Below are 24,579 nucleotides of genomic sequence, written 5' to 3'. Positions count from 1 at the left end.
TGATATAATGGGTTATATTTGCCCCCGCTTGGGGGAATAGCGTATTGTTAATCCCATTTAGCGAGACGATATCAGTTTATCATGCCATTAGTACAGTCAAAATATATCCCCCCCTTTTATCTGAAGAATGGTCATATGGCCACAGTTATACCCAGTGCCTTTCGTAAGGTAAATGATGTGGAGTATGTCCGAGAGCGAATAGATACCAACGATGGCGATTTTCTGGATTTAGATTGGTTGGCTCAAGGGTCTGAAAAGCTTGTTGTGATATCTCATGGTCTGGAAGGAAGCTCTCAGAGGCCCTATGTAAGAGGTATGGCTAAGTATTTTCATAAATATGGGTGGGATGTATTGGCTTGGAATTGCCGAAGTTGCAGTGGTGAAATCAATAAAAAACCGCGTTTCTATCATCATGGGGATACTGAAGATCTGGCACAAGTCGTACGTTATGCGGTAGAGAGGTACGGTTATTCCACAATAGTTCTTGTTGGTTTCAGTATGGGAGGAAGCATGACACTTAAATACTTGGGAGAAATGGTTGACCATGTTGTGCCCCAGGTAAGGGGGGGAGCAGCATTTTCCGTGCCTGTCGACCTTGGTTCAAGCGTTGATGAGCTGGCTAGAAAGCATAATAACTTTTATCGTAAGCGATTTCTTAGAAAACTTGAGCATAAGATTAAAGTAAAGGCGGAGCAGTACCCCGAAAAGATACAATGTAGTGATTTTAGTAATATTCGCTATTTTCCGGATTTTGATAATCTCTATACAGCACCACTACATGGCTTTAAGGATGCAGCAGATTTTTATAACAGGGCTAGTGCTAACCGTTATATGTATAATATTGAGCTTCCCACGCTTTTAGTAAATGCATGGAATGACCCATTTCTACCAAAGGAATGTTATCCTGAAAAGGAGTGTGAAATACATGATTATCTGTATTTTGAGTCTCCGGATTATGGTGGGCACGTCGGTTTTACTCTAAAGGGCAGTGAGTTTAATTATATGGAAAGGCGGGCATTACAATTTTTCAATGATAATATTGACTAGTTACAGTCATTGATTTTTGACCTGATGACGTTTGTTCTGTCTTCTCTCTCAAAGTCATAGGTTTTTTCCGTTGCAGTTATATGTTCCAATATAACCAATGACTTTTTATATAGATTGATGCTTTTGGTCGAACACAAAGGAGAAGCAAGTTCTGCTGCTTGAAAGCAAAGCTCGGCCAACACTTTAAACTCCATTACAGATAGTTTCTTTTCTTTCTTTAGAAATTCGATGGTCTCTGAGGTATCCAATGGTTCCAGTTCATGAATGGTAAAGCCAGATGTATGTAAAACGTGATTGTTTATTAGGGTGTTGGCTTCATCGGTTTTTCCATCGTTCTTCAATCCGGTGATCTTGGCAATCAAAAGGTTGAGCTTTTCAATCTCCTTTAGTATGAAGTCTCTTTGTATCATTGGTCATCAAGGATTTGCTGCACCCTGCCTATTTGCCCGTCCTGCAATCTTACTTTTATTCCGCGATGGTGTACTGGGGCTTTAGTAAGCAGGTCTTTTACTATTCCTTCTGTAAGTTTACCGGTTCGTTGATCCTTTTTTAGTACTATGGCAACCTTTAAACCAGGTCTTATATCTTTTCTATTGGTACCGTTCATGTATTAAATGTATAGTTACGTCAAAAGTACATGATTTAATGATAAGCTACCACTTTGAAATACACAATCATAACACTACATTTAGAAGTAACTATAGATGAAGATGAAGAATATAATAACACTGGTTTTAGTTTCAGCTTTTATATTTTCCTGTGGGAACAGCGAGAAAGAAGCAGACGAACATTCGCATAAGCGTAAAGCAAAGGCTGCAAGTACACTTAAGGAGGATATAATTGGGGAGTGGCGTAATATAGCTATGCGAGTTATTATTAGAGGGGAGTCGGCCGATTCTGTTGTAAATGTGCCGGCCGGAAAATGGGAAGAAGTACTGAAGATCCAACCCATCACAACTGTTTTTAATAATGATGGCAGTTTTAGCTCAGAATATAGAGACCTTGATGATGCTATAATCATGACAAGTACAGGTATGTGGGCTGTAAATGGAGATACTTTGGAAATGACGCAAGAGGGTAGTACTACTCGCTATACCACTAAGGTTGAAGGGGGTATCGTAGAGTTTGAAGGAAGTTTAGACTGGGATGAAGATGGAGAGGCTGACGACTATTATTGGGGAAAGCAAGAGAAACAAAAAGAGTAAATCATTCGTATTTTTTTCTATTGTGGCTACTAATTAAAATGAAAAAATTACTGACAAGGTTATTCTTGCTGGTTATACTCATAATATTGATATATGGGTTGAGTTACGCATGGAGGACTTTTCCTATAATTAGCGGTTATGGGGCCAAAAATCTGTGTAGTTGCGCCTATATTTCCAGAAGGCCCTCTCAATCTGTCATAGCAAATGAGTTGGGGAGCTTCCCTCTTTCATTAGGTGCTTTTTATCTTGATTTATCAGACTCTTCTGCTTATGGTGAAGTATTTGGTATGGCCTCTAGAAAAGCTATATACCGTAAAGGCTTAGGGTGTACTCTTATTTCGGAATTGACTGAAGAGGAAGTGAGATCGCAGGAATATAAATTGTCTGATTCTTCCATGGTGCTTTCTGATACCCTTGAGTGGCCTTTAGGTACTGCTACCTCTGATAGTGTTATGCAATTTATTGATTATAAAGTACTTAATGATGCTATTGACAGGGCTTTTCTTGAGCCTGATAAAGAACACTTACAAAATACTCGTGCGGTTGTAGTAATACACGATGGTAAGTTAGTGATGGAGCAATATGCGGATGGGTTTGATGCCACTACTCCACAAATGGGATGGTCTATGACCAAAAGCGTCACGAATGCCTTAATAGCTCTGCTCATTAAAGATGGAAAGTTGCACTTATATCAACCAGCCCCCTTAGAGCAATGGAAAACAGAAGGGGACCCAAGGGGTACAATAACTATTGATCATTTGCTAAGAATGAGTAGTGGACTCGAATGGGAGGAGGAATATGCAGGACCAAGTACTGCAACAAATATGCTATTTAAGCAGTCAGATATGGGAAGTTTTGCTTCAAGTTTTCCTTTGGCAAATCCACCGGATACCAAATGGTATTATTCAAGCGGAACATCTAATATACTTTCCATGATCATCAGACAAAGTGTTGGTAATGAATATTATGCATTTGCCTATAGGAGATTGTTTAACAAACTTGGAATGACAAGTGCCGTGTTAGAGCCGGATGCTTCAGGGACATATGTTGGTTCTTCTTATATGTATGCCACGCCAAGGGATTGGGCAAGGTTTGGCTTACTTTATCTTAATGATGGTGTCTGGAATGGAGAGCGAATACTTCCGGAGGGGTGGGTAAAATACTCATCAACACCAACACCTGGGGCGGGACATGGACAGTATGGAGCTCATTTCTGGTTAAATGCAGGTGCAGTGGGGAATCCTGCTGACCGGAAATACCCTGATGCTCCAACGGATATTTTTAATTTGAATGGGTTTGAAGGGCAGTGTGTATTTATTGTTCCATCAAAAAAGGCTGTGATTGTAAGACTTGGACTCACTAAAAGAGGCAACTTTGATTTTAATGAGTTTCTCAAGGATGTTTTAAGCGCTCTACCAGATTGATGATAGGCTACTCAGGTGGATTAAATCTGATTGACAGAAGTAATGGCTTTCTTTATGATCGTTGCCGAAGCTTCCAGTTTTTCACGTTCGGTATTGGTCATTTCGGGGATTAGAATTTCAGAAGCCCCATCAGAGCCAACTATGGTGGGAAGGGAAATAGCAACACGCCCCATGCCTAAGGCTTTTGGTAGAACCCGCGAAAGTGTTATGATTCTTCTTTCACCCCGAAGTATCCATTTTATCAATGTTGCCGTTACTAGACCAATAGCATGATTAGTCGCTCCTTTTCTTTTAATAATTTCTTGAGCAGCTGTTCGCACCTGTTCAGCGATCATAGTTTCTTTTTCCTTTGTCCATCCTGGCCATGACTGCAAATCCTTTCCTCCAACGGTGGCGCTTGACCAGAGTACTACTTCAGAGTCACCATGTTCACCTACTACCTGAGCATGAACGCTCCGAGGGTCTAGATTAAGGGTTTTGCCAAGTATTTCTTTCAGACGTGCGGTGTCCAGCATAGTTCCCGTGCCGATAACCCTGGATTCAGGCAGTCCTGAAAACTTTTGAATGAAGTAAGTGAGTACGTCAACTGGGTTGGAAACTACTATTACAATACCCTGGTAGTTCTTAAGTTTTAAGGCTATATCACGAGCAATGATTACATTTTCGTTGAGTAGTTGAAGTCGTGTTTCACCAGGCTTTCCACCACGTCCGGCAGCTATTATAATAGCGTCAGTGGCCATCATATCCTCTATGGAGGAGGCCGTTACGCTGGCAGTAGGGTAGAAGGAGGAACCATGGCTTAAATCCATGGCTTCACCTTCTGCAATTTCTGTTCTTATATCATGAAGCAACAATTCATTGGTAATACCTGAATGGAGTATGGAGATAGCAACACTGCTACCAACCCAGCCCATACCGATTATTCCAATAGACTTTCTGCCACCCATATTTAGTATTGTTGCATTTCAGGGTCAATTTCTCTGGCCCATTCCAGGATACCACCTTTTAAGTTGTAAAGGTTGTCAAGACCATATTTACTTTCCCAGTACTGTATGGCCTGGGCACTTCTGGCACCGCTACGGCAATGCACCACTACTTTTTTATCCCTGGCGATCTTCTCACCGGCTTCTGGAACCTGTTGCATCGGGATAAGCTCACCATTTAAATTCGCAATATCATATTCATGAGGTTCACGAACATCTAGTAATTGGAAGTCTTCACCAGACTCCTGAAGTGATTTTAACTCTTGTACAGTTATTTCTTTCATGGTTTTTGTTGTTTTAGCTCCATAACAAAACTCTTCATAGTCGATGAGTTTTTCAATTACAGGAGCGTTTTTATTTCTGTTAATTTTAATGATCCTGCTTTGCATATTCAAGGCATCGAAGATAAGTATCTTACCAGTAAGTGGTTCCCCGATCTTGGCCAATACTTTTATAGCTTCATTGGCTTGCATAGATCCGATTATTCCAGGCAGTACACCTATTACACCTCCTTCCGCACAGTTAGGTACGGATTCAGGTTCGGGAGGTTCAGGGTATAAATCCCTGTATGTTGGGCCATTTCGATAGTTAAATACGGCTACCTGTCCTTCAAATCTGAAGATTGACCCATACACAAATGGCTTTCCAAGCATGGTGCATGCATCGTTAATCAGATATCTGGTGGGGAAATTGTCGGTTCCATCGATGATCAGGTCATAGCCTTTTAGCACTTCAAGAGCATTTTTTGAGGTCAGACGAGTTTCATATACCGCTACTTCAATATATGGGTTTAGTGCTTTTAATTTATCCGCAGCAAGTTGTGACTTTGATTTACCAATGTCACTTTGCTGAAATAATACTTGCCTTTGAAGGTTGGTCTCGTCTACCTGATCGAAATCAACAATACCAATGGTTCCTACACCTGCAGCTGCCAGATAGAGCAAAACCGGGCTTCCTAGTCCACCCGAACCTACTACTAGTACTTTTGAAGCCTTCAGTTTTTCCTGTCCTGACTTACCAAATTGTGGTAAAGTAAGGTGTCGCTGATATCGGGCAAGTTCATTAGTAGTAAGCATATTTGAAATCAAGTTATGATCAGTTATTAAAACGTTTTAATGCAAGATTTGATACAGTATCTCCAATAGATAATGAGGAGGTTGCAGCAGGAGATGGAGCATTACATACATTGACGGCATATTCGTTTTCCAAGATCAGAAAATCGTCTATCAGCCCTCCATTGCGGTCGCATGCCTGAGCGCGTACACCGGCCCCTCCTGGCTGCAAGTCTTCTTCACGGATTTCCGGTAGTAACTTTTGAAGAGCCTTGGTAAATGCAGCTTTTGAAAAAGACCTGTACATTTCCCCCATTCCGGTTTTCCAGTATTTCATAGCTACCTTCTGAAAGCCAGGCCAAGCTAGTGATTCCCCGAGCTCAGCCAGATTAATATCACTTTTTTTGTACCCTTCTCGTCTAAATGCCAATACAGCATTAGGACCTGCCTCTACACCACCTTCCATCATTCGGGTAAAGTGAACTCCAAGGAATGGGAAATTTGGATCGGGAACCGGATAGATCAGGTTTTTTACCAGTCCTTCTTTGTCTTCATTCAGTTTATAGTATTCTCCTCTGAAAGGGATAATTTTAACATTTATTTTTTGATGTGTAAATTTGGCCACTTTATCAGAATATAGTCCTGCACAGTTTACAACAAGCTTGGTTTTATAGCTTTCAATATTGGTGGTAACTGTACTTCCTGAGCTTTCCGTATGTATACCAGTAACCTTTTCTCCAAGTTTGATCTCTCCACCTTTATCTTTAATACGCTCAGCATATTTTTGAGCAACAACCTTATAGTCAACAATACCTGTTTGAGGTACAAAAATGCCTTCCAAACCATTTACATGGGGCTCATATTCTTTGAGTTCGTCAGCTTTTAAAAGCTTCATGTTGGTGAGCCCATTTTGTTCCCCTCTTTTAAGTAAGTTATGCATTAGAGGAATTTCCTCTTGGGAAGTGGCTACTACAATTTTGCCACATAAGTCATAGTCAATTCCATTTTCATCACAGAAAGTAATGAGTTGGTGGTACCCGTTAATACAATTTGTTGCTTTAAGGCTTCCTGGTTTATAATAAAGCCCCGAATGTATCACGCCACTGTTATGCCCGGTCTGGTGTGCAGCCAGTTTATTTTCTTTATCGATTACCAATAACTTAAGGGCTGGTTTTTTTGTTTTTATCTTTAAGGCCGTAGCGAGACCAACAATCCCGGCGCCTATAACAATTATATCGTACTTCAAGACTTATGTGTTTGTTGTAAGAATGCGAAGATATAATATGTTTTTTGAAATCGAGAAAGATGCACCTAGCATCTTTATTATCTCAAAGAGATGTAACTTTGAAAAATGTTGAATAAGTATAGTCTGTTAACTAAGCGTAGAAGTGTTTGTTTTTTAATACTGTTGGCTTTTTTTATCGGTTGCTCTGACCCCGTGTTGAAGCCAGCTTTTGTTATTGCAGAAACACCCGAAGACATTAACCCGGTGTTGGGAAAGTGGGTGAGGCCTGTACTTTATGATAGTAAGATTAATTTTAGCAAACTTACCGTTCAGGAAAAGAAGGAGAAATTTATAGAGATGCTGTTACCTTCTGTTTTATTGGTTAAGCATAATCTGGCAGAGGAAAGAGCACGTATAGGTAATATCATTTGGAGGATGACCAATGATAAGCTCATTAACATAGAGGATAGAGTTTTTTTTGATGCTAAAATGACAGAATTTAAGGCTAGAGGGCCTGAGGATCTTTATAATCGAATGGCAACCCACCCAACAAGTATAGTACTTGCACAGGCTGCTATTGAGAGTGGTTGGGGGAGTTCACGTTTTTTTAATGAGGCTAACAACATTTTTGGTGTGTGGTCATATAATCCTGATGAAGATAGGATCATGGCATCTCAAAGTAGAGGTAGTCGGCCCATTTTTTTGCGTAAATACCCTGATCTACGAGGTTCCATTCGGGATTACTTTCTTACTCTTTCCAGGGCTAATGCTTATGGAAACTATCGAAAACAACGCTTAAAGATCAAAGACCCTTATCAGTTGACTTATTTTCTGAAGAACTATTCAGAGTTACGCTACACCTATGTCTCAAGGTTAAACATGGTGATGAAAAAGAATAATCTGACTCAATATGATAGCCTTGAATTGGACCCATCATATTATAATAGTGAGAATAGAATTATTCTTTAAAAATTACGAGATAATGAGATTAATGATCATGTGTACTTTGTTGTCTATGGCTATATCCTGCAACTCTCGCTCAAAGGGAAAATCTACTCAAGAAATCTATAATAATGATTCCATTGAGAGAGAGAGGTCGGCTGTTTGTTTTGTATATCACCGTTTTGGAGATAGTGAGTATCCATCTACCAATGTAAGCCTCGAAGATTTTGCTGCTCATCTTCAATACCTGCAGGATAATCAGTTTATAGTAATGACCCTTTCTGATGCAGTAAAATACCTAAAATCGGGCGGAGATAATGAAAAAGTAGCCGTTATTACCATTGATGATGGTTATAATTCTTTTAAATCCGGAGGCATGCCGTTATTACGTAAGTATGGGTATCCGGCAACACTATTCGTGAATACCGAAACGGTTGGAGGTGGAGACTATCTTGATTGGGAAGAACTACGCCAACTTTCTAAGGAAGGAGTGGAGATAGGGAATCACAGTCATTCACATGCTTATTTTTTGAATATCCCAGATAGGGAACGTATTCAGCAATTTATATATGATATTGAGAAGGCCCAGGGATTGTTGCAAAAGCACCTTGGTATAAAGCCCGCAGTCCTGGCATATCCTTATGGTGAATATAGTCCTGAAATGAAAGATGCAGCTGAGCAGATGGGGTTTGTTGCCGCAACAGCTCAGAACTCCGGTGTAATGAGCAATCATAGTGATTATTTTGCTTTGCCCAGGTTTCCTATGGCTAATGCCTATGCTGCTATTAATGGGTTTGCGGAGAAAGTCAGGATGGAGCCTCTTAGTGTAAAGAAAGAGTATCCAAAGTCGGTGCTAATTTCTGAGAACCCTCCAGAACTTGAAGTGAATTTTATTAACGATCAATTGAATGTAGGCTCATTGCAGTGTTTTGTGCAGGGAGGTAGTTGTGAAATGCAAGTGATACATAAAGATCCTTTAAGTATAAAATTAAAAGCAAATGCACAGCTTAATAAAAGAAGGACTCTTTATACAATTACAGCTCAGTCTAAAAATGGGCAATGGCATTGGTACAGCCATTTGTGGGTGAAGCCTGAAGTTAAAGAATGAGGGGCTAAGGGTAGTAAGTCAGTAGCCCCTGATGGAAATTCTATTTTTCCTCTTTGAAGTCCAGCGCTGCTGAGTTGATACAGTATCTCAGACCTGTAGGTTCAGGGCCATCAGGGAAAACATGTCCCAAGTGTCCCCCACATCTTGAACAAACCACTTCTTCGCGAACCATTCCAAAGCTGGTATCTTTCTTTACTTCTACATTTTCGTCGTCGATAGGTTCGTAGAAGCTTGGCCAACCGCTACCAGACTCATACTTGGTGCCAGAATCAAATAATTTTTGATGGCAAGCTGCGCAGTAGTAAACACCTTCTTTGTGGTTATTCCAGTACTTACCTGTAAAGGCCCGTTCGGTACCCTTTTCCCTTAGAATGTGGTATTCTTCCTGGGAAAGTTCCTTTTTCCATTCTTCTTCAGATTTCATTATTTTATCCTTTTTATTTCTTTCAATGGTCTTTTTAGCCTCCTGTCCTTTGCTACACGATACAAGGCTAAATGTTAATGTCAAAATTAGTAGAACGGAGGATGTATTTAAAATTTTCATATCACTCATATCTTACGATAAAATATTACAAACTGTTTTTGTATATTAAGGTTTCTTTTATTTAGTAATTTGCCTTTTTATGTCTGATTGAAGACAAAAAACTATTTTGGTAAACTTAGGGTGAATTTGATGTATTTACCTTTTAAATTGCTATTTTGGAGTTATTTTTTGAAATTAAAACAAATGAAGCTTACTTTACAAGGGTAGGGAGTTGTGCTTTAAGCCGTTCAATTCATGAGAAAGCTATTTTTTATTTTTACATTTTTATTTTTTGGCCTAGCAGTGCAGGCGCAAAATTACCAGTTACATTCAGTTTATATTTATAGTTTCATTCGCTATGTTCAATGGCCGGGAGGAGATACTTCTTCAGATTTCATCATTGGAGTTTTGGGAGACTCGCCTTTGATCCCTTATCTTCAGAAAATGGCAGAAGTAAAAAAGGCCGGAAACCGAACCATCATAATAAAGAAATTTGATTCGGTTAGTGAAGTGACTGATAGTGAGATTATTTTTATGTCCAAAGAGTCGGGCAATCAACTAGAGGGCCTTTTGTCTAGGTTGAATGGGAAAAATACTATGATAATAACTGAAAAGGAAGGGATGGGAAAAGAGGGCAGTAATATTAATTTTGTGATCCGTAATGGCAAACTTGCTTTTGAACTTAACAGGGCCGCAATGGATCGTGCCGACTTGAAAGTATCAACAGAGTTAAGCCGATTAGCAATTATTATTTAACTAATAACTAAGTAACAATATTTAATCTACAGATTCAGCTATATGCGAAAGATGAAATTTAAAATTGGGAATAAAATTTTTGGTGGTTTTCTCATCCTCATTGTATTGTTTGTACTCAATGCTTCTATCATTTTTTACAATGGTAATGTAATTGATCAAGTGGTAAATCGCTCATCTGAGGTGATCAGGCCGTCAAAAGAAGCAATTAATGATTTTATTCTTTTGGTGACCCGTTCTAAAATGCTTATTACGAACTGGGTGTACCTTCAGAGTAATACTGATGATAAAGATGCTTTGAGGGACCTTCACGAATTTGACTATCCTGAGTTGAAGGAGGATATCACTGGTTTGATGGTGAATTGGGAGATTGATAGTCAGAAGCAGTTGATGGATTCAGTGTTTACAGAGTTTGATAAGCTGTTGAAAGTAGAGAAGGAAGTTATGGGGCAATTGGTGACATTTGAAAACTATGAGGACCCACTGACAAAACTTTTGGCAGAGGACGCAATTGAAAGCCAGATAATACCACTTACATCATCGATTATTTCCATGCTGGATAAGGTAGCTGAAATGCAGCAGGAAGTAACAGAAGAATCTGATGCTGATCTGAAAACAGCTGCGAGTCAATTAAGAAATATTACGATAATTCTGGGTGTTATTATTGTTGCTTTGAGCCTTTTCATGGCATTTGTTATGGCACGATCGATAACTAGGCCTATTAATTATATTAAGGACATAGTCGTTAAATTGGGCAAAGGAGAGCTTGTGGATGACTCGGGACGCAATTATAATAATGACGAAATTGGAGAAATGGCTTCTGCTATGGATAGCCTCATCCATGGCCTGAGGTCAACTACCCTGTTTGCAGAAAATATAGGTAAAGGCAGCTATGATTCGGAATTTAAACCATTAAGTGATCATGATGTGCTAGGTAATGCACTACTTGAGATGAGAGAGAACCTGTCTCGTGTGGCTGAAGAAGATAAGAAAAGGAATTGGTCTACAGAAGGGCTTGCTAAGTTTGGAGATATCCTTAGAAAGAATAATGATAACATCAGCAAACTTAGTGACGATATTGTTCGGAATCTCGTGAAGTATATGAGGGCTAATCAAGGGGGGATTTATATTATAGATGACAATGAATCTGATGACCCTTGTATGACTTTGATGGCAGTTTATGCCTGGGATAAGAAAAAGTACCTTAATCAAAAAGTATACAAAGGTGAAGGTCTTGCTGGTCAGGTGTGGCTTGAAATGGATACAATCTACCTTACAGAGGTACCGGATAACTATATTAAGATCACTTCAGGGTTGGGCGATGCGAATCCAAAGAGTATACTGATTGTTCCGTTGAAGGTTAATGAAGAGATATATGGTGTGGTGGAAATTGCATCGTTCTATGCATTTGAAGAGCATGAAATAGAGTTTGTTGAAAAAATCGCAGAAACCATTGCATCTACAGTGTCTTCGGTTAAAATCAATGCCAAAACGCAAAGCTTGCTTGAAGAATCTCAAGAAATGACCGAGCAGATGAGATCACAGGAGGAAGAGATGAGACAGAACATGGAAGAGTTGCAAGCTACTCAGGAAGAGATGCAAAGAGGACAGGCAGAAGCTGAAAATACCATGGAAGCTATCAATCAAGCTGTTGCAACTGTTGAGTTTGACCCAGAGGGCAAGATCGTAAACGTAAATCGTAATTTCCTTGATCTGATGGGTTACAGCAAAGACGAATTGGTAGGGGAGTTCCACAGAATATTTGTTACGAAGGAAGAGAAAACATCAGATGAATATAAACTGTTCTGGAGAGACCTTTCTTCTGGTCAGGTGAAAGAAGGGGAATATATGAGAATTGATAAGACAGGTAAGGCAAGATATTTGAAAGAGAGTTATGCACCTATCCGAAACAGAGATGGTTCTACTGCTAAGATTATGATGTTTACTACTGACATTACTGAGTATAAATAAGAGAGAGGACGAGGTAACTCAAAATAAATAAGTGATGAAAAACCTTCTCCTGATCGGGGAAGGTTTTTTATTATGCGGTTAGTTTTTCAATAAGAGCATTTAACTCTTCGGGACTGGATGCTACATGATTGGCCCCTATCTCAAGTAAAATTTCTCCATGCCCATTACGTATATGGCTGGCTCCTGTAAAGCCTATGACAGTCATGCCGGCTTCAACGGCAGCTTTAACACCACTTTTGCTGTCTTCAACTACCAGACACAGTTCGGGGCTAATACCCAGGTTTTTGGCTGCGTGGAGATAAATGTCAGGAAATGGCTTTGGGTTAGATACCATTTCAGAAGAGAAGAGTCGTTCATTAAAAATATCCTCCAGACCAATATGTTTAACAGCCTTTTTTACTTGCCATAAGCTACTGTTTGATACAACTGCTTTAGGAAATGGTAAGGATCTTACCACTTTCTGCATACCCTTTACAGGTCTTAACTGGTTATAAATATCAACATCACATTGATGAGTAAAATCTTTCAGACTTATGTTTTGAAGTTGCTCTGGAGATAATAATGAATTGAATATGGACGAAATGGTTTTTCCTGTGTAAGTGGTTAAATACTCCTCAACAGTGATGTGAATGTCGAATTGTGTAAAAGCCTTAGTCATGACCTCAGCAGCTATTATTTCTGTATCTACTAGTACGCCATCGCAATCAAAAATGAGTTGTTTAAACATGAAGTGGATTTTTTTGTTGATATAATTTGTAATTACAGTGCAATGATAATATTTTGTTACAACGATTATGTAATAAATTTGAGTATCTTGCGCAAAATGAAGATACTCTCAGCTATTGGGAAGTACTGCGAAGTAATTGGTGCTGTTGACTTTAAATAAAGTAAATATTGAAATTTAAAGATTTGGGCCTGGACAATCGCCTTTTAGAGGGGATTGAGGCCATCGGTTTTGAGAATGCTACTCCGGTTCAGGAGCAGGCAATTCCGGAAATATTAAGTGGCAAAGATATGATTGCCTCAGCCCAGACAGGTACGGGCAAAACGGCAGCTTTCTTACTGCCTGTCATCCATCAGATATTGTCAAAAGAGCAAGATGACAATCATATAAAAGCATTGATCATTGTGCCCACGAGGGAACTGGCTGTTCAGATTGACCAGCAGATGGAAGGACTGTCGTATTTTACATCTGTAAGCTCCATAGCGGTTTATGGAGGGAGCGACGGAAGTTCCTTTACTCGAGAGAAACAGGCACTTTCCGAAGGTGCGGATGTAATAGTAGGTACTCCTGGACGCTTGATTGCACACCTTAATATGGGCTATGTGAAGGTCGATGCCCTTCAACATCTCATTCTTGATGAAGCAGATCGTATGCTGGATATGGGATTTTATGATGACCTGATGAAGATCATATCTCATCTTCCGAAGCAGCGTCAAAACCTGCTGTTTTCGGCTACCATGCCCCCAAAAATCAGAGAGCTTGCAAAGAAGATACTGGCCGATCCTGTTGAAATTAACATCGCGGTGTCCAAACCAGCTGAACGCATTTTACAGGTAGCCTTTGCTGTATACGATAGTCAAAAGATACCCCTTGCCAAATATTTGCTTCAGGCAAAAAAACTACAGAGTGTTATTGTGTTTTGTAGTACAAAAAGTAGTGCTAAGCAGTTAGCAAAAGAGTTAAAGGGACTCGGTTTTAAAGCTGAAGATATACATTCAGATCTTGATCAAAATGAAAGGGAGCAGGTACTAAGAGATTTCAAAAACAGAAAACTCAATATATTGGTAGCCACAGACATCATGTCACGTGGTATAGATATCGAGGATATTGAATTGGTGATTAACTATGATGTTCCTAATGATGGTGAAGATTATATTCATCGTATTGGAAGAACGGCACGAGCAGCTTCAAAAGGAGTGGCTTTTACATTTATTAATGAAAAGGAACAGAGTAAGTTTCTAAGCATCGAAGAACTCTTAGGAGCTCCAGTACCTAAAGGGAAAGTTCCAGAGTCACTTGGAGAAGCTCCGGTATACCAACCCAAGAAAAGGCGAAACGGTGGGTATGGAAGACCAAGAAAGCCTAGAAAAAGTTTCAAAAAGAAAAACTGATAGATATGACAAAAAAGGCTTCGGGAACCCCGAAGCCTTTTTTTTATTTTATGAGTAGCCCCCTAATATCGGGAGTAAAATGAGTTGACAGCTGATGTCAGTTGATCATAAATGGGTTTGGTAAATTCTATAAACATATCCTGAGGAGGGGGCGGAGGGACCTCTGAGTTGTTGCAAATATCTAATTGATCTTTGCTAAGTGCTCTATCGTCGCCGCTAAACGTGCCCCATTTGGAGAACCATACAAATTCACCATTGAATTTTTTATGGCTAAGCACTGCATCGGATTGGGCATCAAAAACCCGCATGCTGAAGATGCCTTTGGAGATTACCTCTTTTTTCCATGTTGTAAGTTTTGCTGTTACCGTTCCATAAGCATCTATTTTTTCTCCATCAACTTCCACTGAGCCAACCTTTACACTATCCCTGCTAAAAGTTTCTGTTTCTTTAATTACATGTGTTTCCCCCACAGTAAACTCATCAAATTCCAACCTGAGATATTGATCTACATAAGGCAGCTTCTCTTTATCTGCCTCAAGAGGAGTATAGAACCTTACAAATTGATTGCTTCTGTACTGTGAGTGGAGGTATTCTTCGATTTTATCCTGAAAAAAGGCTGCACTTAGCCTGAACCTTGAATGAACAGGTATTTGCTCCACTACTACTTTAAGTGTGGCAATAAAATGAGCTTCTTCTATTTTATTCAATACATCTTTGTATCCCGGTACATAGTCTTGTACATCTTTAAAAAGAAAGTAGGCTGTTTTTGCATCTTCACGGGTTTGCCGATTTAATGCGGTTATACCTGCTTCATAGCTTTCATTTGCAGCTCTTTCTTTAAGTTCAGGCAGCTTATCGTAGTAGTTTTTAGGGTTATGAATTACCCTTAGTGCTCCAGGAGATCTTCTGATCTCTTCATACATAACGTTGACTTGCTGGTATTTTCGAAGTGCATCGCGGTACTTGAAGGGAGCATTGCTGGCCAGGCTATTACTGGCGCTGTTTTCGATAGTTTCCAGTGCCAGTGGATACCCTCTTCGCAAGGTCTCTTTGGACTTTTTATGATCAGGTTTTTGGCGTAACCTGTTAACAGCCTTTAAAACAGCTTGGTAATAATCTCCTTGTTCGAATGCCTTCTTGCCAGATGTACAGTCGGTTAGTAAAAGAGGAGCAAATAGTAATAATAAAAAGTAAATTTTTTTCATATGCAAGTAAGTTTCCAGCTGCATACAGAACTGCTTTGGCTATTAAGCTCACAAGCAACTATTCAAATATGTTCTATATGCTATGACCAATAAGTGCTGCAATAAACATAATTGATGCCAAATTATAAAGTCTTAGCATGATTTACCGCTACAAATTATAGCTATTACTTAGATAGCATTTTCTTTCATTGATACCTCGTCTTCATCGTTAACACCCAGGCAAAGCAAACCTGCAAGTATCATAGAAATCCCTCCAATGATCAGCGCATAAATAAACTCACTGTCGAAGAAGGTTGAGATCATGAATCCCAGTACACTGGCCGCAACAATTTGAGGGATCACAATAAAGAAATTAAAGATACCCATATAGTAACCCATTTTCTTTGCAGGGAGTGCTGAGGAAAGCATAGCATAAGGTACTGATAGTATACTTGCCCAGGCTATGCCAACCCCTACCATGGATAAGATCAACCAGTCGGGATCACTAATGAAGTAAAAAGAAATGAGTCCGAGCCCACCACATGTTAATGCCATAAGGTGAGTGATGCGGCGACTGGTCAATTTGGCTAGGTAAGGCAGTACAAGTGCGGCAATAGCGGCTATACCGTTGTAGCCACTAAAAAGAAGGGAGACCCAGTCAGCCCCTTCGTTATAGGCCAAGCTTGTTGTGTCGGTAGACAGGTAGATGTGGCTGGTAACAGCTGATGTTGTATATATCCACATGGCAAAGAGAGCAAACCAAGAAAAGAACTGGACGAAGGCCAGTTGGATCATGGTTTTAGGCATATTTTGAAAATCTCGAACTATTTGGACAAAACCGTTGCGATATAAGTTTTTCTTCATAAATAATGATGCTATGAAGTAGGATAAACCAAAAACCGAAATAACACCGCACAACACATATAGTTGAGGGTCTAATTGTTGGGTGTAAAACCAGATTGTAAGTAATGCAGCAACTGCTAAAAGAGCAAGACCTATTTTCATATACACTTCAGGTGCAAATTTGATCTGTATTGGCTCATCTTTTTTTTCAGGGTTAATATCTTCTTTATCCGGAGGGTATTCCTTGGTTGATAGCACGGTCCACATTACCGCAGCAAAAAAAGCAAAGGCGCCTACATAGAATGACCATTTTACCGATTCGGGAATTTCTCCTGCAACTGCTGTGTTGGATAGGCCGACCCAATTGGTGAACATCCACGGTAATGCTGAAGCTACCACCGCACCAATACCAATAAAGAAACTCTGCATTGCGAAACCTGCAGTGCGCTGTGACGGAGGTAGCATATCTCCGACAAATGCTCTGAATGGCTCCATGCTGATATTTATGGAACCATCCATAATCCAGAGCATGCCAATGGCGATCCATAGGCTAGGGGAGTTAGGCATAATAATCAAAGCTATTGATGCTAAAAGAGCTCCAATTGCAAAAAATGGTCTTCTTCGTCCCCATTTTGGGTGCCAGGTTCGATCGCTGTAATAACCTATCAATGGTTGTACCAGTAAGCCTGTTACTGGTGCCGCCAGCCAGTAAAACGCCAGGTTTTTAGTGTCACCGCCTAAGGTTTCAAAAATGCGGCTTGTGTTAGCATTCTGTAGAGCAAAACCAAACTGGATACCCAGAAATCCAAAGCTCATATTCCAGATCTGCCAAAAACTTAACTTCGGTTTTTCAGATGTAAGGGATACCTTCTCCATTTTTATTTATCGGTAGGGTTGAAATAAAAATCGCCTTCCTCGTTAGGCAAGAAAGGCGATTTTCATATTATTTAACAATTACAATGTATTCGTAAGGTTTTAAAGATTTAAGGCTGGTGAGATCAATCTGCTCATTGGTCATGTAGTTCTCATATTCCCCTGATAGCTCAGGGCTCAGTTCTATTTTCTGTGGTTTGTTGCTGAGATTGAGGATAACCAGAACTTGGTTGTTGTCCTTTTTTCTGCTATATACTAATATGTTCTCATTATTAGAATTGATCTTTTCTGGCATGCCCCCGTAATGACCACTCCATAACGCAGCATTGTCTTTTCTCAGTTTTACAAGTTTTTTATAAAAGTCAGTTAAGCCGTTTTCATCGTTCCAGCTAATACTGTCTTTTTCAAAGAATGCCAGTCTTTTGTCCAGGCCAACTTCCTGACCACTATAGATCATAGGTATTCCATAAACTGTGAAAGTAAAGACCGCAAAGGCTTTGTGACCTTCTCCATATCGCTCAAATACGGTTCCTGCCCAGGCATTTTCATCGTGATTGGTAGTCATTAGTAGTCTGAAAGGGCTATGTCCGTAATGAGCAAGATCCTTTTCTATAGACTCATACAGTTCATCGGCTGAATGCTCTCCTTTGGCAACGCTTTCAGTTGCATGCAGTATACTCCAGTTGTAGGTAACGTCCAATTCCATATGCATTCTGGGTTCGTCCCATTCGGCCAGCCAAAATAAATCTTTTATTGAATCTAGAGTTGCGGTAGCTTCTTCCCAGAAGTAAAGGGGTATTTCATGACCAGCATGATCGCACCTGAAACCATCAATATCTGTTTCATCAATCCAGAACTTCATGGCATCAATCATTTCCTTCCTGGTTTCTGCATTAGAGTGGTCTAGTAAAGCAATATCAGTCCAATCTGCTTCATAGGTAATATTTCCGAGACTATCTTTTGCATAATATTCCGGATGTCCTTTGATCCATGGGTGGTCCCAGGCGGTGTGGTTAGGTACCCAATCAAGTATAACATACATTCCAAGTTCATGGGCTTTATCAACGGTAGTCTTAAAATCTTCTAATGTGCCAAATTCAGGGTTGACAGCTTTATAATCTTTTATAGAGTAGTAACTGCCCAGGCTGCCTTTCCTATTTTTCTCACCAATTGGCTGTATAGGCATAAGCCATAGAATTTCAGTTCCTAATTCTTTTAATCTTGGTAAGTGTTCATTAAAGGCTTTAAAAGTGCCTTCAGGAGTGAATTGGCGAATGTTAACTTCGTATATCGTCATATTACCAGCCAACTCAGGAAAAGTGACTTCTTCTTTAGTGGCCTTGGCTTTTTCTTCTTCTTTACTACCTTCTGCAGGTGTACATGCGTAAATGCCTGCCAAGACAAGGGTAAGAAAATAGATGCTATACTTCTTCATAGTAGGATTGGATAGGTTAAATAAGTGATTTGGAAATCAGTTTCTTACCATTTGATTACTACTTCATCGTTGCTGTTCTCAATGGAAAGGACTTTAAGATCTTTTACCACAAGCTTGGTGTTTGGTTCAGTGTAAATAGGATCAAAGTTGGAAATAGGTAATACGAACTGATAATCATATGTTTCAGTTGCTATAACCTTGCCATCTATTGAGATTGGAGCAAGTTCAAAGCCATGAAGACATACTTTGATGTTTTTAAATCGTGAATTGAAAGCCCCTTCCACTTTAGATATTTTGATAGATGAGTCTTTCGGATCATACTGTATTGTACGTTTGTAATAATTGCCTTCCTCATATTCGTAGGAGTCCCCGTCATCTTCGTAATAAGTGTAGATCGCAGCTTTTTTGCCGGCGTAGATATGAAACTCCAAGGTATCACCCAGGTTTGTGGTATTATAGCTTGCTTGTGGACTTATTGGTATTATTGATGAGGCCTTTACGAATAAAGGTAAACGTTCAATTGGGCACTCCGCAATAATCTCCTGTTTGCCATGGTAATGTTGATCAGTAAAGAATTCATACCAATCTCCTTCAGGTAAATAAACCTTTGTCAGGTGCTTTGTGCTTTCTACAGGGGCAACAAGTATGTTTTTCCCAAACATATACTGATTGTGATAACGCTCATCATAAATCATATCATCATGACTATAATCAATAGCAAGGCTTCTGGCTATGGGTGTGCCGGTCTTAGCAGCTTCAAAAAAGGCACTGTAAATATATGGCATTAACTTGTAGCGCAACCTGATATAATTTCTTGAAATTTCTTCTACTTCTTCACCGTATGCCCAAGGCTCCGAATCGCGGCTGTTGATCATGCTATGACCTCTGAAGAAAGGAGAGAAGGCACCTAATTGTACCCATCTGGCAAACAAGTGCTCACTGGAGTTTCCTACAAAACCGCCGACATCATAACCGGCGAATGCAATACCAGTCAGCCCCATACTATTTACCAGTCTTACACCTACAAGCATGTGCTCATCATTAGCGACATTGTCGCCTGTCCATACCGCAGAATATCGCTGTACACCCGAGAAGCCTGCACGGGTAAGGTTAAAAGGTCTTTTGCCGTTAAGGTGATGTTTGGCTCCTTCGAAAGTACTTTTGGCCATCTGCATCCCATATAGGTTACGACCTTTTCTTGTGGTTCCTTTGCTACCCTCAAAGTCGAACTCAATCAGTTCAGGCATCATTTGCCCCCAAGTGGCAATTTCATTCATATCATTCCAGAAGCCATGGACACCCATTTCGACATATCCTTTTAATTTATCTCCCCACCAAACTCTGGTTTTTGGATTGGTGAAATCAGGGAAATGACACCAGCCGGGCCATACTGCACCAGAGTAATAGCTGCCATCAGGGTATTTGAGGAAAACATCATTCTCTTTACCGTCTTCATAAGCCTCATATCCCTTTTCGATCTTAATACCAGGGTCGCACATGACCACTATATGAAATCCTAATTCTCTAAGCTGAGCGATCATTTTTTCAGGGTTGGCAAACTTTACTTTGTCCCAGGTGAAGATTTTGTAGTCTTCCATATAGTGGATATCAAAAACAATTACATCGGCTGGGATATCTTTATCTCTAAAAGTTTGAGCTACTGTTAAAGCTTCTTTGTCAGGGTAATAGCTGTACCTGCACTGTTGGTAGCCGATACTCCACATAGGAGGCACTGACATTCTGCCTGTCAGGTAAGTGTATGATTGTATTATCTCATCCACTGAGTCGTGGTAAATAAAATAATAGTTCATATCGCCGCTGTCAGCCGAAAAGCTCGAAAACCTGTCATTTGAAGCGCCAAAGTTAAAGTGCGATTTATGAGAATTATCAAGGAAAATGCCGTAAGCAAGTTTGTTATGTAAGCCCATATAAAATGGCGTGGAGCAGTATAATGGGTCACTTTCAGGATCATATGCAAAGCTGTCAGTATTCCAATGTTGGTAGCCATGTCCTCTTCGGTCTAAAGGTCCCGTCTTTTCTCCAAGACCAATAAAACGCTCACCGTTTTGCAGTTTTTTGTAAGTTGTAACCTGTTCCCCAATCCATGAAGTACCAAAGGTCTCGTCTTCGTTAATGATATTCCCGTGTTTGTCATAAAAAGAAAAGCGTACAGGGTGCTTATCTATTTTAAGATTTATTGCACTGGTTTTAAGTATCAAATGATTTGTAGCATCTTCAAGATTGAAATCCTCAAATTCCGGTTTGGCTATAACTGCATATGATTGCTCGTCAAATTTCTCATTAGCAGTGATATGGACGCGGATTATATTTGCTGAATAAACAAGAACACGAAACTGATAACTGCCAGTTTTTCCCTCTATACCATTATACTTTTCTTCAAACTGAATCAGGTTATCCAAGCTGTTGTTAAGGTTGGTTTTTGATGATGATTGAGATACTATCATTTATCTAAAGTTAGTTAAAAAAAAGCCAAAAATCCGGCCTTTTAGTGACTGTAATTCAGACGAATTAAAGACATTATTCCTTACGAATCGACCGTTTGGACCAAAAAAGTACCGAAAACGATTGCGTTGACGATTGTATGGAATGTTCTTGAAATTCGGTCGTTACATACAACGCTGGTTTGTAAGTAATTTCCATTGCAAAATGCCTTGATCAGGGGTATTGATAGGAGGAGTTACGGTCTGTTAGAATTGAGAATACGGTATAAAAAGAAACCCACATTTTGTAGGGTTTCTTTTTAAAGCTGTTTTAGTTTTAACTGGTTTTAATAAAGGTAATCAAGAGCTGTTTTGTCATTGGTGTTGAAAGGCCTGTCACTGCCATCAGAGCAGGCAAGCATCCAGGAAGCAGCATCCGGGTTGGTAGGTGTTCCCGGAATGTGGTTCGCGCCAACACCACCATCTCCTTCATCGTCAGCACTTCCACCGCAGCTATAGCTTCTGTCCATATAGTCTGTGTGGCGGAAGCCGATGCAGTGGCCCATTTCGTGAGCAATAGTGGTAGTTAGGGCACCAATATCACTTACTCCGTCATAGTACTGCGTAGTAAGTAGAATCTCATTATGCGGGTCTCCACCTGCTGTTGGAAATCCTGCAGATCCCAGAATTCCAAACCAATAGTACCACCAGGGAGAGGGGTTGATAGCTATATCAGCACCACTGGAGCTCGTTACTCGTTGAAAAGTGAGATTTAAGTTTTCACTATTGTACCTTGTTATTGCCGCATCTACAGCAGTAAAGTACTTCGATGAAAAGCTGGTACTCACATATACGTCAATAGTGCGTGGCAGTGAGGATACTAAGTTGTCAGTATGATACTGTTCCTCAATAGCAACGATGTTAGACGGCTTCATATGATTTAGGTCGGCTTCGTTAAGTACAATATCACCTTCAACAACAAGAGAACCATTGTATTTGAATGCATTGTCAGTTTTAAAGCCCAGAGCGTTCAGCTTAGCAATGGATTCAGGAGAAATAGCCTCTTTTTCGGGTGCGACATTTTCCTGTTCGCTACAGGAAACCAATAGACATATGGCCATGCCGATGGCCAGCAATTTTGGGTTAGTCATAATAAAAGTGGTTTAGGATGGAAAATGATTTTCAAACTTAATATACAAAGCATTGATTTATAATGCTTTTAAAAATAAGGGAGGATATTACATGCAAGAGGAAAGTGAGGATTTAGGTTTGTTGAGAGACGTACGGAAGTCTGATGGAGTTAGTTTGCTTAGAAAGATGTGAAAATTGAAGCTATCAATTTTTATAAACACTGTCAAGTAACTGTGAGAGAAAGGGAATGCTGATGCTGGCTGTAGTTCCTAATTTAGATGTGCTATGTTATACGTACTCTAAAGGCAAGTTGCTGAAAATTAGGACACATATTTGGAGTGTTTCAAACTTACCCACCACCCAGACCAATAATTGAAGGTCGTGGGTGGTGAGGTTACTTACTTTTTAAATGTTGCTAAGCTTGAGAAGTGTTAAGGACCAATTAGAGATCACTAACGTCTTAATACTTTTCCTTTGTAGTACTGATTATTGCCTGTAACGGACACGATGAGTTCTTTACTTTTAGTTTTTGGTAGATTTACACTTACAACTTCAGACGGCTTTTTGATTTCGTCTGTCAAGACTACCTCGCCGTACATAGTGGTGATCGTTAGGCTTACCTCTTCGAACTCCTGAGGAAGAACGATATTTAGGCTTTCATCGGTTGGGTTGGGGTATAAAGTTAGCTGTAAATGCTCGGTTTTGTTGGCAGAAACTATAGACTTTTTAATGTCAGCAACGGCGTTAGTTTCTTTGGAGATGTTAAGTAGTATATTGTTGAGTTCAGGTACATTGGAAAAAAAAGGAGAATGTCCGCTATTAATTTCGAATACTTCTTTGCATGGGGAAGCGGTATACATTTTTTTCTGAATATATGGAGATATGGCTCTGTCTTGATTTGTGGTGATGTAGTATCGATCAATACTGCCATAGTTTCTTTCTGTTATTTCAAGCGGGGTTGACAAGGGGAGTAGAGGCTCAGGAGTTAATAATTTTCGTGATAAGATTACGGTTTCTTTAGGGGCATCTTCATAAAACACGTCAACTATGCGCCCAGGGCTTAGGTGAACAATTCTGTTCTCGCTGTCAATGGTTGTGCTAGGAAATATAAGAGAGGTTGAATCCTGTACAGATACATCCATAACTGACTGTCCATTTTTCAATAAGAAGGCTGCCAGGTATACGAGAGACTGAACTTTGTTTGGTCTTTTTTCAGCAGCAGCTGAAATTATTAATCCTCCAAGGCTATGACCAACCAGGATCACTTTGTTTTGAACCTGATCCAAAGCATTTACCACGGCGGTTTCATAGTCACTAAGCGTAATTTGTGATGCATTGTTATATTGCAAACCATGTCCAGGTAAGTTGACTGAAATTACTTCATGACCCGCTTTTGTTAATTTTTCTTCTAAAAGGTACCAAGACCAGTCTCCATGCCAGGAGCCATGAACAAGCATAAAAGTACTTTTTTGGTTTGCAGATTGGCATAGGGCAGAGAGTGAAAATAATACCATTACCATTACCAGTGTAGTTGTTTGTAATAAGTTTCTCATAGAAATATAGTTTAACTAATATAAAATTTTCATAATAGACGTTTCAAAAACTGGCGCAATTTGGACATTATTTATTTAAAATATTACTAAGTTTCTTGGTTAAAATTACATTGTAACTTTTATTCCAAAATATTATATAAAAAAAGAGGGCGTAGTAATCTTTTGTTTAAATGTTACACATTCCTTGATTTGAAGCCTGATAGAGCATTGGCTATTCCTGTAAATAACAAATCACATTTTATTTCCTGATTTTTATCATGAACCAGACTGCTACTGATTGCTATATTCGCGCCTTAAAGCAGGAGGGAATGAACACCATAAGAATTACCAAAGAATTTACTTTTGAAATGGCTCATGCGCTTTCAGAATATAGAGGTAAGTGCTATAACGTGCATGGGCACTCCTATGGCCTGGAGGTAACGGTTAAAGGTAAGCCACTCAGGGCGGAAGGGGTGGAAGAAGCTGGTATGGTAATGGATTTTTCTATATTGAAGCAGATTGTGAATGAGGCAATTATCCAACCCTTTGATCATGCTTTTGTGATACATCATAGTGACAGAAGATTTACCTACCTGCCCAAGGCTACCAAGATGGTCATTGTTAATTATCAACCCACGTGTGAATGCATGATCATCGATTTTGCAGAGAGACTGCAAAAACTTTTTCCAGAGGGGGTGGCCCTGCATCGTTTAATGCTTAGGGAAACGGCAACAAGTTATGCAGAGTGGTATGCTGAAGACAATAAAAGTGTGCAAGAAATTTAAGGAGATA

22 protein-coding genes are annotated in these 24,579 nt (G+C 39.7%); 9 read left to right on the top strand and 13 right to left on the bottom strand.

Going from position 1 to position 24,579, the window contains the following annotated elements; all coding sequences use genetic code 11:
* Positions 1–135 precede the first annotated feature (135 nt).
* The gene (locus tag JMN32_RS22045) at positions 136–1,047 is read left to right on the top strand and encodes a YheT family hydrolase (RefSeq protein WP_238354585.1); all 912 of its coding nucleotides are present in this window, start codon (positions 136–138) and stop codon (positions 1,045–1,047) included.
* Here JMN32_RS22045 and JMN32_RS22040 read toward each other — a convergent pair.
* Positions 1,044–1,457 (bottom strand): hypothetical protein, encoded by a 414-nt coding sequence (locus JMN32_RS22040; RefSeq protein WP_202858547.1) that lies wholly within the window; start codon positions 1,455–1,457, stop codon positions 1,044–1,046. The genes JMN32_RS22045 and JMN32_RS22040 overlap by 4 nt on opposite strands.
* Entirely contained in the window at positions 1,454–1,654 is a 201-nt protein-coding gene (locus JMN32_RS22035) for a YwbE family protein (RefSeq protein WP_202858546.1), read from the bottom strand. Before JMN32_RS22035 ends, JMN32_RS22040 begins: the two co-directional genes overlap by 4 nt.
* A 103-nt stretch (positions 1,655–1,757) precedes the next feature.
* On the opposite strand from JMN32_RS22035, the gene JMN32_RS22030 reads away from it, so the two are divergent.
* Complete coding sequence (locus tag JMN32_RS22030; protein WP_202858545.1) at positions 1,758–2,252, top strand: hypothetical protein; 495 nt, start codon at positions 1,758–1,760, stop codon at positions 2,250–2,252.
* Between the two features lie 38 nt (positions 2,253–2,290).
* A complete protein-coding gene (locus JMN32_RS22025) occupies positions 2,291–3,676 on the top strand; it encodes a serine hydrolase domain-containing protein (RefSeq protein WP_202858544.1) in 1,386 nt (461 codons plus the stop codon).
* Positions 3,677–3,696: 20 nt separating this feature from the next.
* Here the strand turns inward: JMN32_RS22025 and JMN32_RS22020 are convergent, their stop codons facing one another.
* The 3 genes from JMN32_RS22020 to lhgO are packed head-to-tail and all read right to left on the bottom strand — an operon-like array spanning position 3,697 to position 6,957.
* On the bottom strand, positions 3,697–4,623 hold the full coding sequence (locus tag JMN32_RS22020) for an L-lactate dehydrogenase (protein ID WP_202858543.1): 927 nt from the start codon (positions 4,621–4,623) through the stop codon (positions 3,697–3,699).
* A 2-nt stretch (positions 4,624–4,625) separates the two neighbouring features.
* Positions 4,626–5,735 (bottom strand): molybdopterin-synthase adenylyltransferase MoeB, encoded by a 1,110-nt coding sequence (moeB, locus tag JMN32_RS22015; protein WP_202858542.1) that lies wholly within the window; start codon positions 5,733–5,735, stop codon positions 4,626–4,628.
* 19 nt (positions 5,736–5,754) lie between these two features.
* Positions 5,755–6,957, bottom strand: a complete 1,203-nt coding sequence (lhgO, locus tag JMN32_RS22010; RefSeq protein WP_202858541.1) for an L-2-hydroxyglutarate oxidase — start codon at positions 6,955–6,957, stop codon at positions 5,755–5,757.
* 105 nt (positions 6,958–7,062) lie between these two features.
* Here lhgO and JMN32_RS22005 point away from each other — a divergent pair, with 105 nt between their 5' ends.
* Both JMN32_RS22005 and JMN32_RS22000 read left to right on the top strand, forming a co-directional pair.
* A complete protein-coding gene (locus tag JMN32_RS22005) occupies positions 7,063–7,905 on the top strand; it encodes a glucosaminidase domain-containing protein (protein ID WP_202858540.1) in 843 nt (280 codons plus the stop codon).
* 13 nt (positions 7,906–7,918) lie between these two features.
* Entirely contained in the window at positions 7,919–8,986 is a 1,068-nt protein-coding gene (locus tag JMN32_RS22000) for a polysaccharide deacetylase family protein (RefSeq protein WP_202858539.1), read from the top strand.
* Between the two features lie 40 nt (positions 8,987–9,026).
* Here JMN32_RS22000 and msrB read toward each other — a convergent pair whose 3' ends face one another.
* Positions 9,027–9,530, bottom strand: a complete 504-nt coding sequence (gene msrB, locus JMN32_RS21995; protein ID WP_202858538.1) for a peptide-methionine (R)-S-oxide reductase MsrB — start codon at positions 9,528–9,530, stop codon at positions 9,027–9,029.
* 234 nt (positions 9,531–9,764) lie between these two features.
* On the opposite strand from msrB, the gene JMN32_RS21990 reads away from it, so the two are divergent.
* Both JMN32_RS21990 and JMN32_RS21985 read left to right on the top strand, forming a co-directional pair.
* The gene (locus JMN32_RS21990) at positions 9,765–10,265 is read left to right on the top strand and encodes a YfiR family protein (RefSeq protein WP_202858537.1); all 501 of its coding nucleotides are present in this window, start codon (positions 9,765–9,767) and stop codon (positions 10,263–10,265) included.
* Between the two features lie 51 nt (positions 10,266–10,316).
* Positions 10,317–12,233: a PAS domain S-box protein gene (locus JMN32_RS21985; RefSeq protein WP_238354584.1), complete on the top strand. Its 1,917-nt coding sequence runs from the start codon at positions 10,317–10,319 to the stop codon at positions 12,231–12,233.
* 70 nt (positions 12,234–12,303) lie between these two features.
* Here the strand turns inward: JMN32_RS21985 and JMN32_RS21980 are convergent, their stop codons facing one another.
* Positions 12,304–12,960, bottom strand: coding sequence for an HAD family hydrolase (locus JMN32_RS21980; protein WP_202858535.1), 657 nt, complete (start codon positions 12,958–12,960; stop codon positions 12,304–12,306).
* 167 nt (positions 12,961–13,127) lie between these two features.
* Here JMN32_RS21980 and JMN32_RS21975 point away from each other — a divergent pair, with 167 nt between their 5' ends.
* Positions 13,128–14,348: a DEAD/DEAH box helicase gene (locus JMN32_RS21975; RefSeq protein ID WP_202858534.1), complete on the top strand. Its 1,221-nt coding sequence runs from the start codon at positions 13,128–13,130 to the stop codon at positions 14,346–14,348.
* A gap of 62 nt (positions 14,349–14,410) precedes the next feature.
* On the opposite strand, the gene JMN32_RS21970 is transcribed toward JMN32_RS21975, so the two are convergent.
* The 6 genes from JMN32_RS21970 to JMN32_RS21945 all read right to left on the bottom strand — a co-directional run bounded on the left by JMN32_RS21970 (position 14,411) and on the right by JMN32_RS21945 (position 23,808).
* Entirely contained in the window at positions 14,411–15,553 is a 1,143-nt protein-coding gene (locus JMN32_RS21970) for a hypothetical protein (RefSeq protein ID WP_202858533.1), read from the bottom strand.
* Between the two features lie 168 nt (positions 15,554–15,721).
* Positions 15,722–17,251, bottom strand: coding sequence for an MFS transporter (locus JMN32_RS21965; RefSeq protein WP_202858532.1), 1,530 nt, complete (start codon positions 17,249–17,251; stop codon positions 15,722–15,724).
* A gap of 67 nt (positions 17,252–17,318) precedes the next feature.
* Positions 17,319–18,683, bottom strand: coding sequence for an alpha-amylase family glycosyl hydrolase (locus JMN32_RS21960; protein ID WP_202858531.1), 1,365 nt, complete (start codon positions 18,681–18,683; stop codon positions 17,319–17,321).
* Between the two features lie 44 nt (positions 18,684–18,727).
* Positions 18,728–21,148: a glycoside hydrolase family 31 protein gene (locus JMN32_RS21955; RefSeq protein ID WP_202858530.1), complete on the bottom strand. Its 2,421-nt coding sequence runs from the start codon at positions 21,146–21,148 to the stop codon at positions 18,728–18,730.
* Between the two features lie 323 nt (positions 21,149–21,471).
* Complete coding sequence (locus JMN32_RS21950; RefSeq protein ID WP_202858529.1) at positions 21,472–22,275, bottom strand: M57 family metalloprotease; 804 nt, start codon at positions 22,273–22,275, stop codon at positions 21,472–21,474.
* Positions 22,276–22,707: 432 nt separating this feature from the next.
* Complete coding sequence (locus tag JMN32_RS21945) at positions 22,708–23,808, bottom strand: alpha/beta fold hydrolase (protein WP_202858528.1); 1,101 nt, start codon at positions 23,806–23,808, stop codon at positions 22,708–22,710.
* Between the two features lie 308 nt (positions 23,809–24,116).
* Here JMN32_RS21945 and JMN32_RS21940 point away from each other — a divergent pair, with 308 nt between their 5' ends.
* A complete protein-coding gene (locus JMN32_RS21940; RefSeq protein WP_202858527.1) occupies positions 24,117–24,572 on the top strand; it encodes a 6-pyruvoyl trahydropterin synthase family protein in 456 nt (151 codons plus the stop codon).
* Positions 24,573–24,579 lie beyond the last annotated feature (7 nt).

It is taken from the genome of Fulvivirga marina, from assembly GCF_016775155.1.
Classification (GTDB): domain Bacteria; phylum Bacteroidota; class Bacteroidia; order Cytophagales; family Cyclobacteriaceae; genus Fulvivirga; species Fulvivirga marina.
The sequence above is the reverse complement of the archived record's forward strand: the minus strand, read 5'-3'. Positions and strand labels throughout refer to the sequence as shown.

Bases quoted from the DNA above. Each gene is read 5' to 3' on its own strand.
- moeB (WP_202858542.1), bottom strand. From the start codon at position 5,735: ATGCTTACTACTAATGAACTTGCCCGATATCAGCGACACCTTACTTTA.
- JMN32_RS22035 (WP_202858546.1), bottom strand. From the start codon at position 1,654: ATGAACGGTACCAATAGAAAAGATATAAGACCTGGTTTAAAGGTTGCC.
- JMN32_RS22045 (WP_238354585.1), top strand. From the start codon at position 136: ATGGCCACAGTTATACCCAGTGCCTTTCGTAAGGTAAATGATGTGGAG.
- JMN32_RS22000 (WP_202858539.1), top strand. From the start codon at position 7,919: ATGAGATTAATGATCATGTGTACTTTGTTGTCTATGGCTATATCCTGC.
- msrB (WP_202858538.1), bottom strand. From the start codon at position 9,530: ATGAAAATTTTAAATACATCCTCCGTTCTACTAATTTTGACATTAACA.
- JMN32_RS21960 (WP_202858531.1), bottom strand. From the start codon at position 18,683: ATGAAGAAGTATAGCATCTATTTTCTTACCCTTGTCTTGGCAGGCATT.
- JMN32_RS21940 (WP_202858527.1), top strand. From the start codon at position 24,117: ATGAACACCATAAGAATTACCAAAGAATTTACTTTTGAAATGGCTCAT.
- JMN32_RS21990 (WP_202858537.1), top strand. From the start codon at position 9,765: ATGAGAAAGCTATTTTTTATTTTTACATTTTTATTTTTTGGCCTAGCA.
- JMN32_RS21950 (WP_202858529.1), bottom strand. From the start codon at position 22,275: ATGACTAACCCAAAATTGCTGGCCATCGGCATGGCCATATGTCTATTG.
- JMN32_RS22025 (WP_202858544.1), top strand. From the start codon at position 2,291: ATGAAAAAATTACTGACAAGGTTATTCTTGCTGGTTATACTCATAATA.
- JMN32_RS21970 (WP_202858533.1), bottom strand. From the start codon at position 15,553: ATGAAAAAAATTTACTTTTTATTATTACTATTTGCTCCTCTTTTACTA.
- JMN32_RS22005 (WP_202858540.1), top strand. From the start codon at position 7,063: ATGTTGAATAAGTATAGTCTGTTAACTAAGCGTAGAAGTGTTTGTTTT.
- JMN32_RS22040 (WP_202858547.1), bottom strand. From the start codon at position 1,457: ATGATACAAAGAGACTTCATACTAAAGGAGATTGAAAAGCTCAACCTT.
- JMN32_RS22030 (WP_202858545.1), top strand. From the start codon at position 1,758: ATGAAGAATATAATAACACTGGTTTTAGTTTCAGCTTTTATATTTTCC.
- JMN32_RS21965 (WP_202858532.1), bottom strand. From the start codon at position 17,251: ATGGAGAAGGTATCCCTTACATCTGAAAAACCGAAGTTAAGTTTTTGG.
- JMN32_RS21980 (WP_202858535.1), bottom strand. From the start codon at position 12,960: ATGTTTAAACAACTCATTTTTGATTGCGATGGCGTACTAGTAGATACA.
- JMN32_RS21945 (WP_202858528.1), bottom strand. From the start codon at position 23,808: ATGAGAAACTTATTACAAACAACTACACTGGTAATGGTAATGGTATTA.
- JMN32_RS21955 (WP_202858530.1), bottom strand. From the start codon at position 21,148: ATGATAGTATCTCAATCATCATCAAAAACCAACCTTAACAACAGCTTG.
- JMN32_RS22020 (WP_202858543.1), bottom strand. From the start codon at position 4,623: ATGGGTGGCAGAAAGTCTATTGGAATAATCGGTATGGGCTGGGTTGGT.
- JMN32_RS21985 (WP_238354584.1), top strand. From the start codon at position 10,317: ATGAAATTTAAAATTGGGAATAAAATTTTTGGTGGTTTTCTCATCCTC.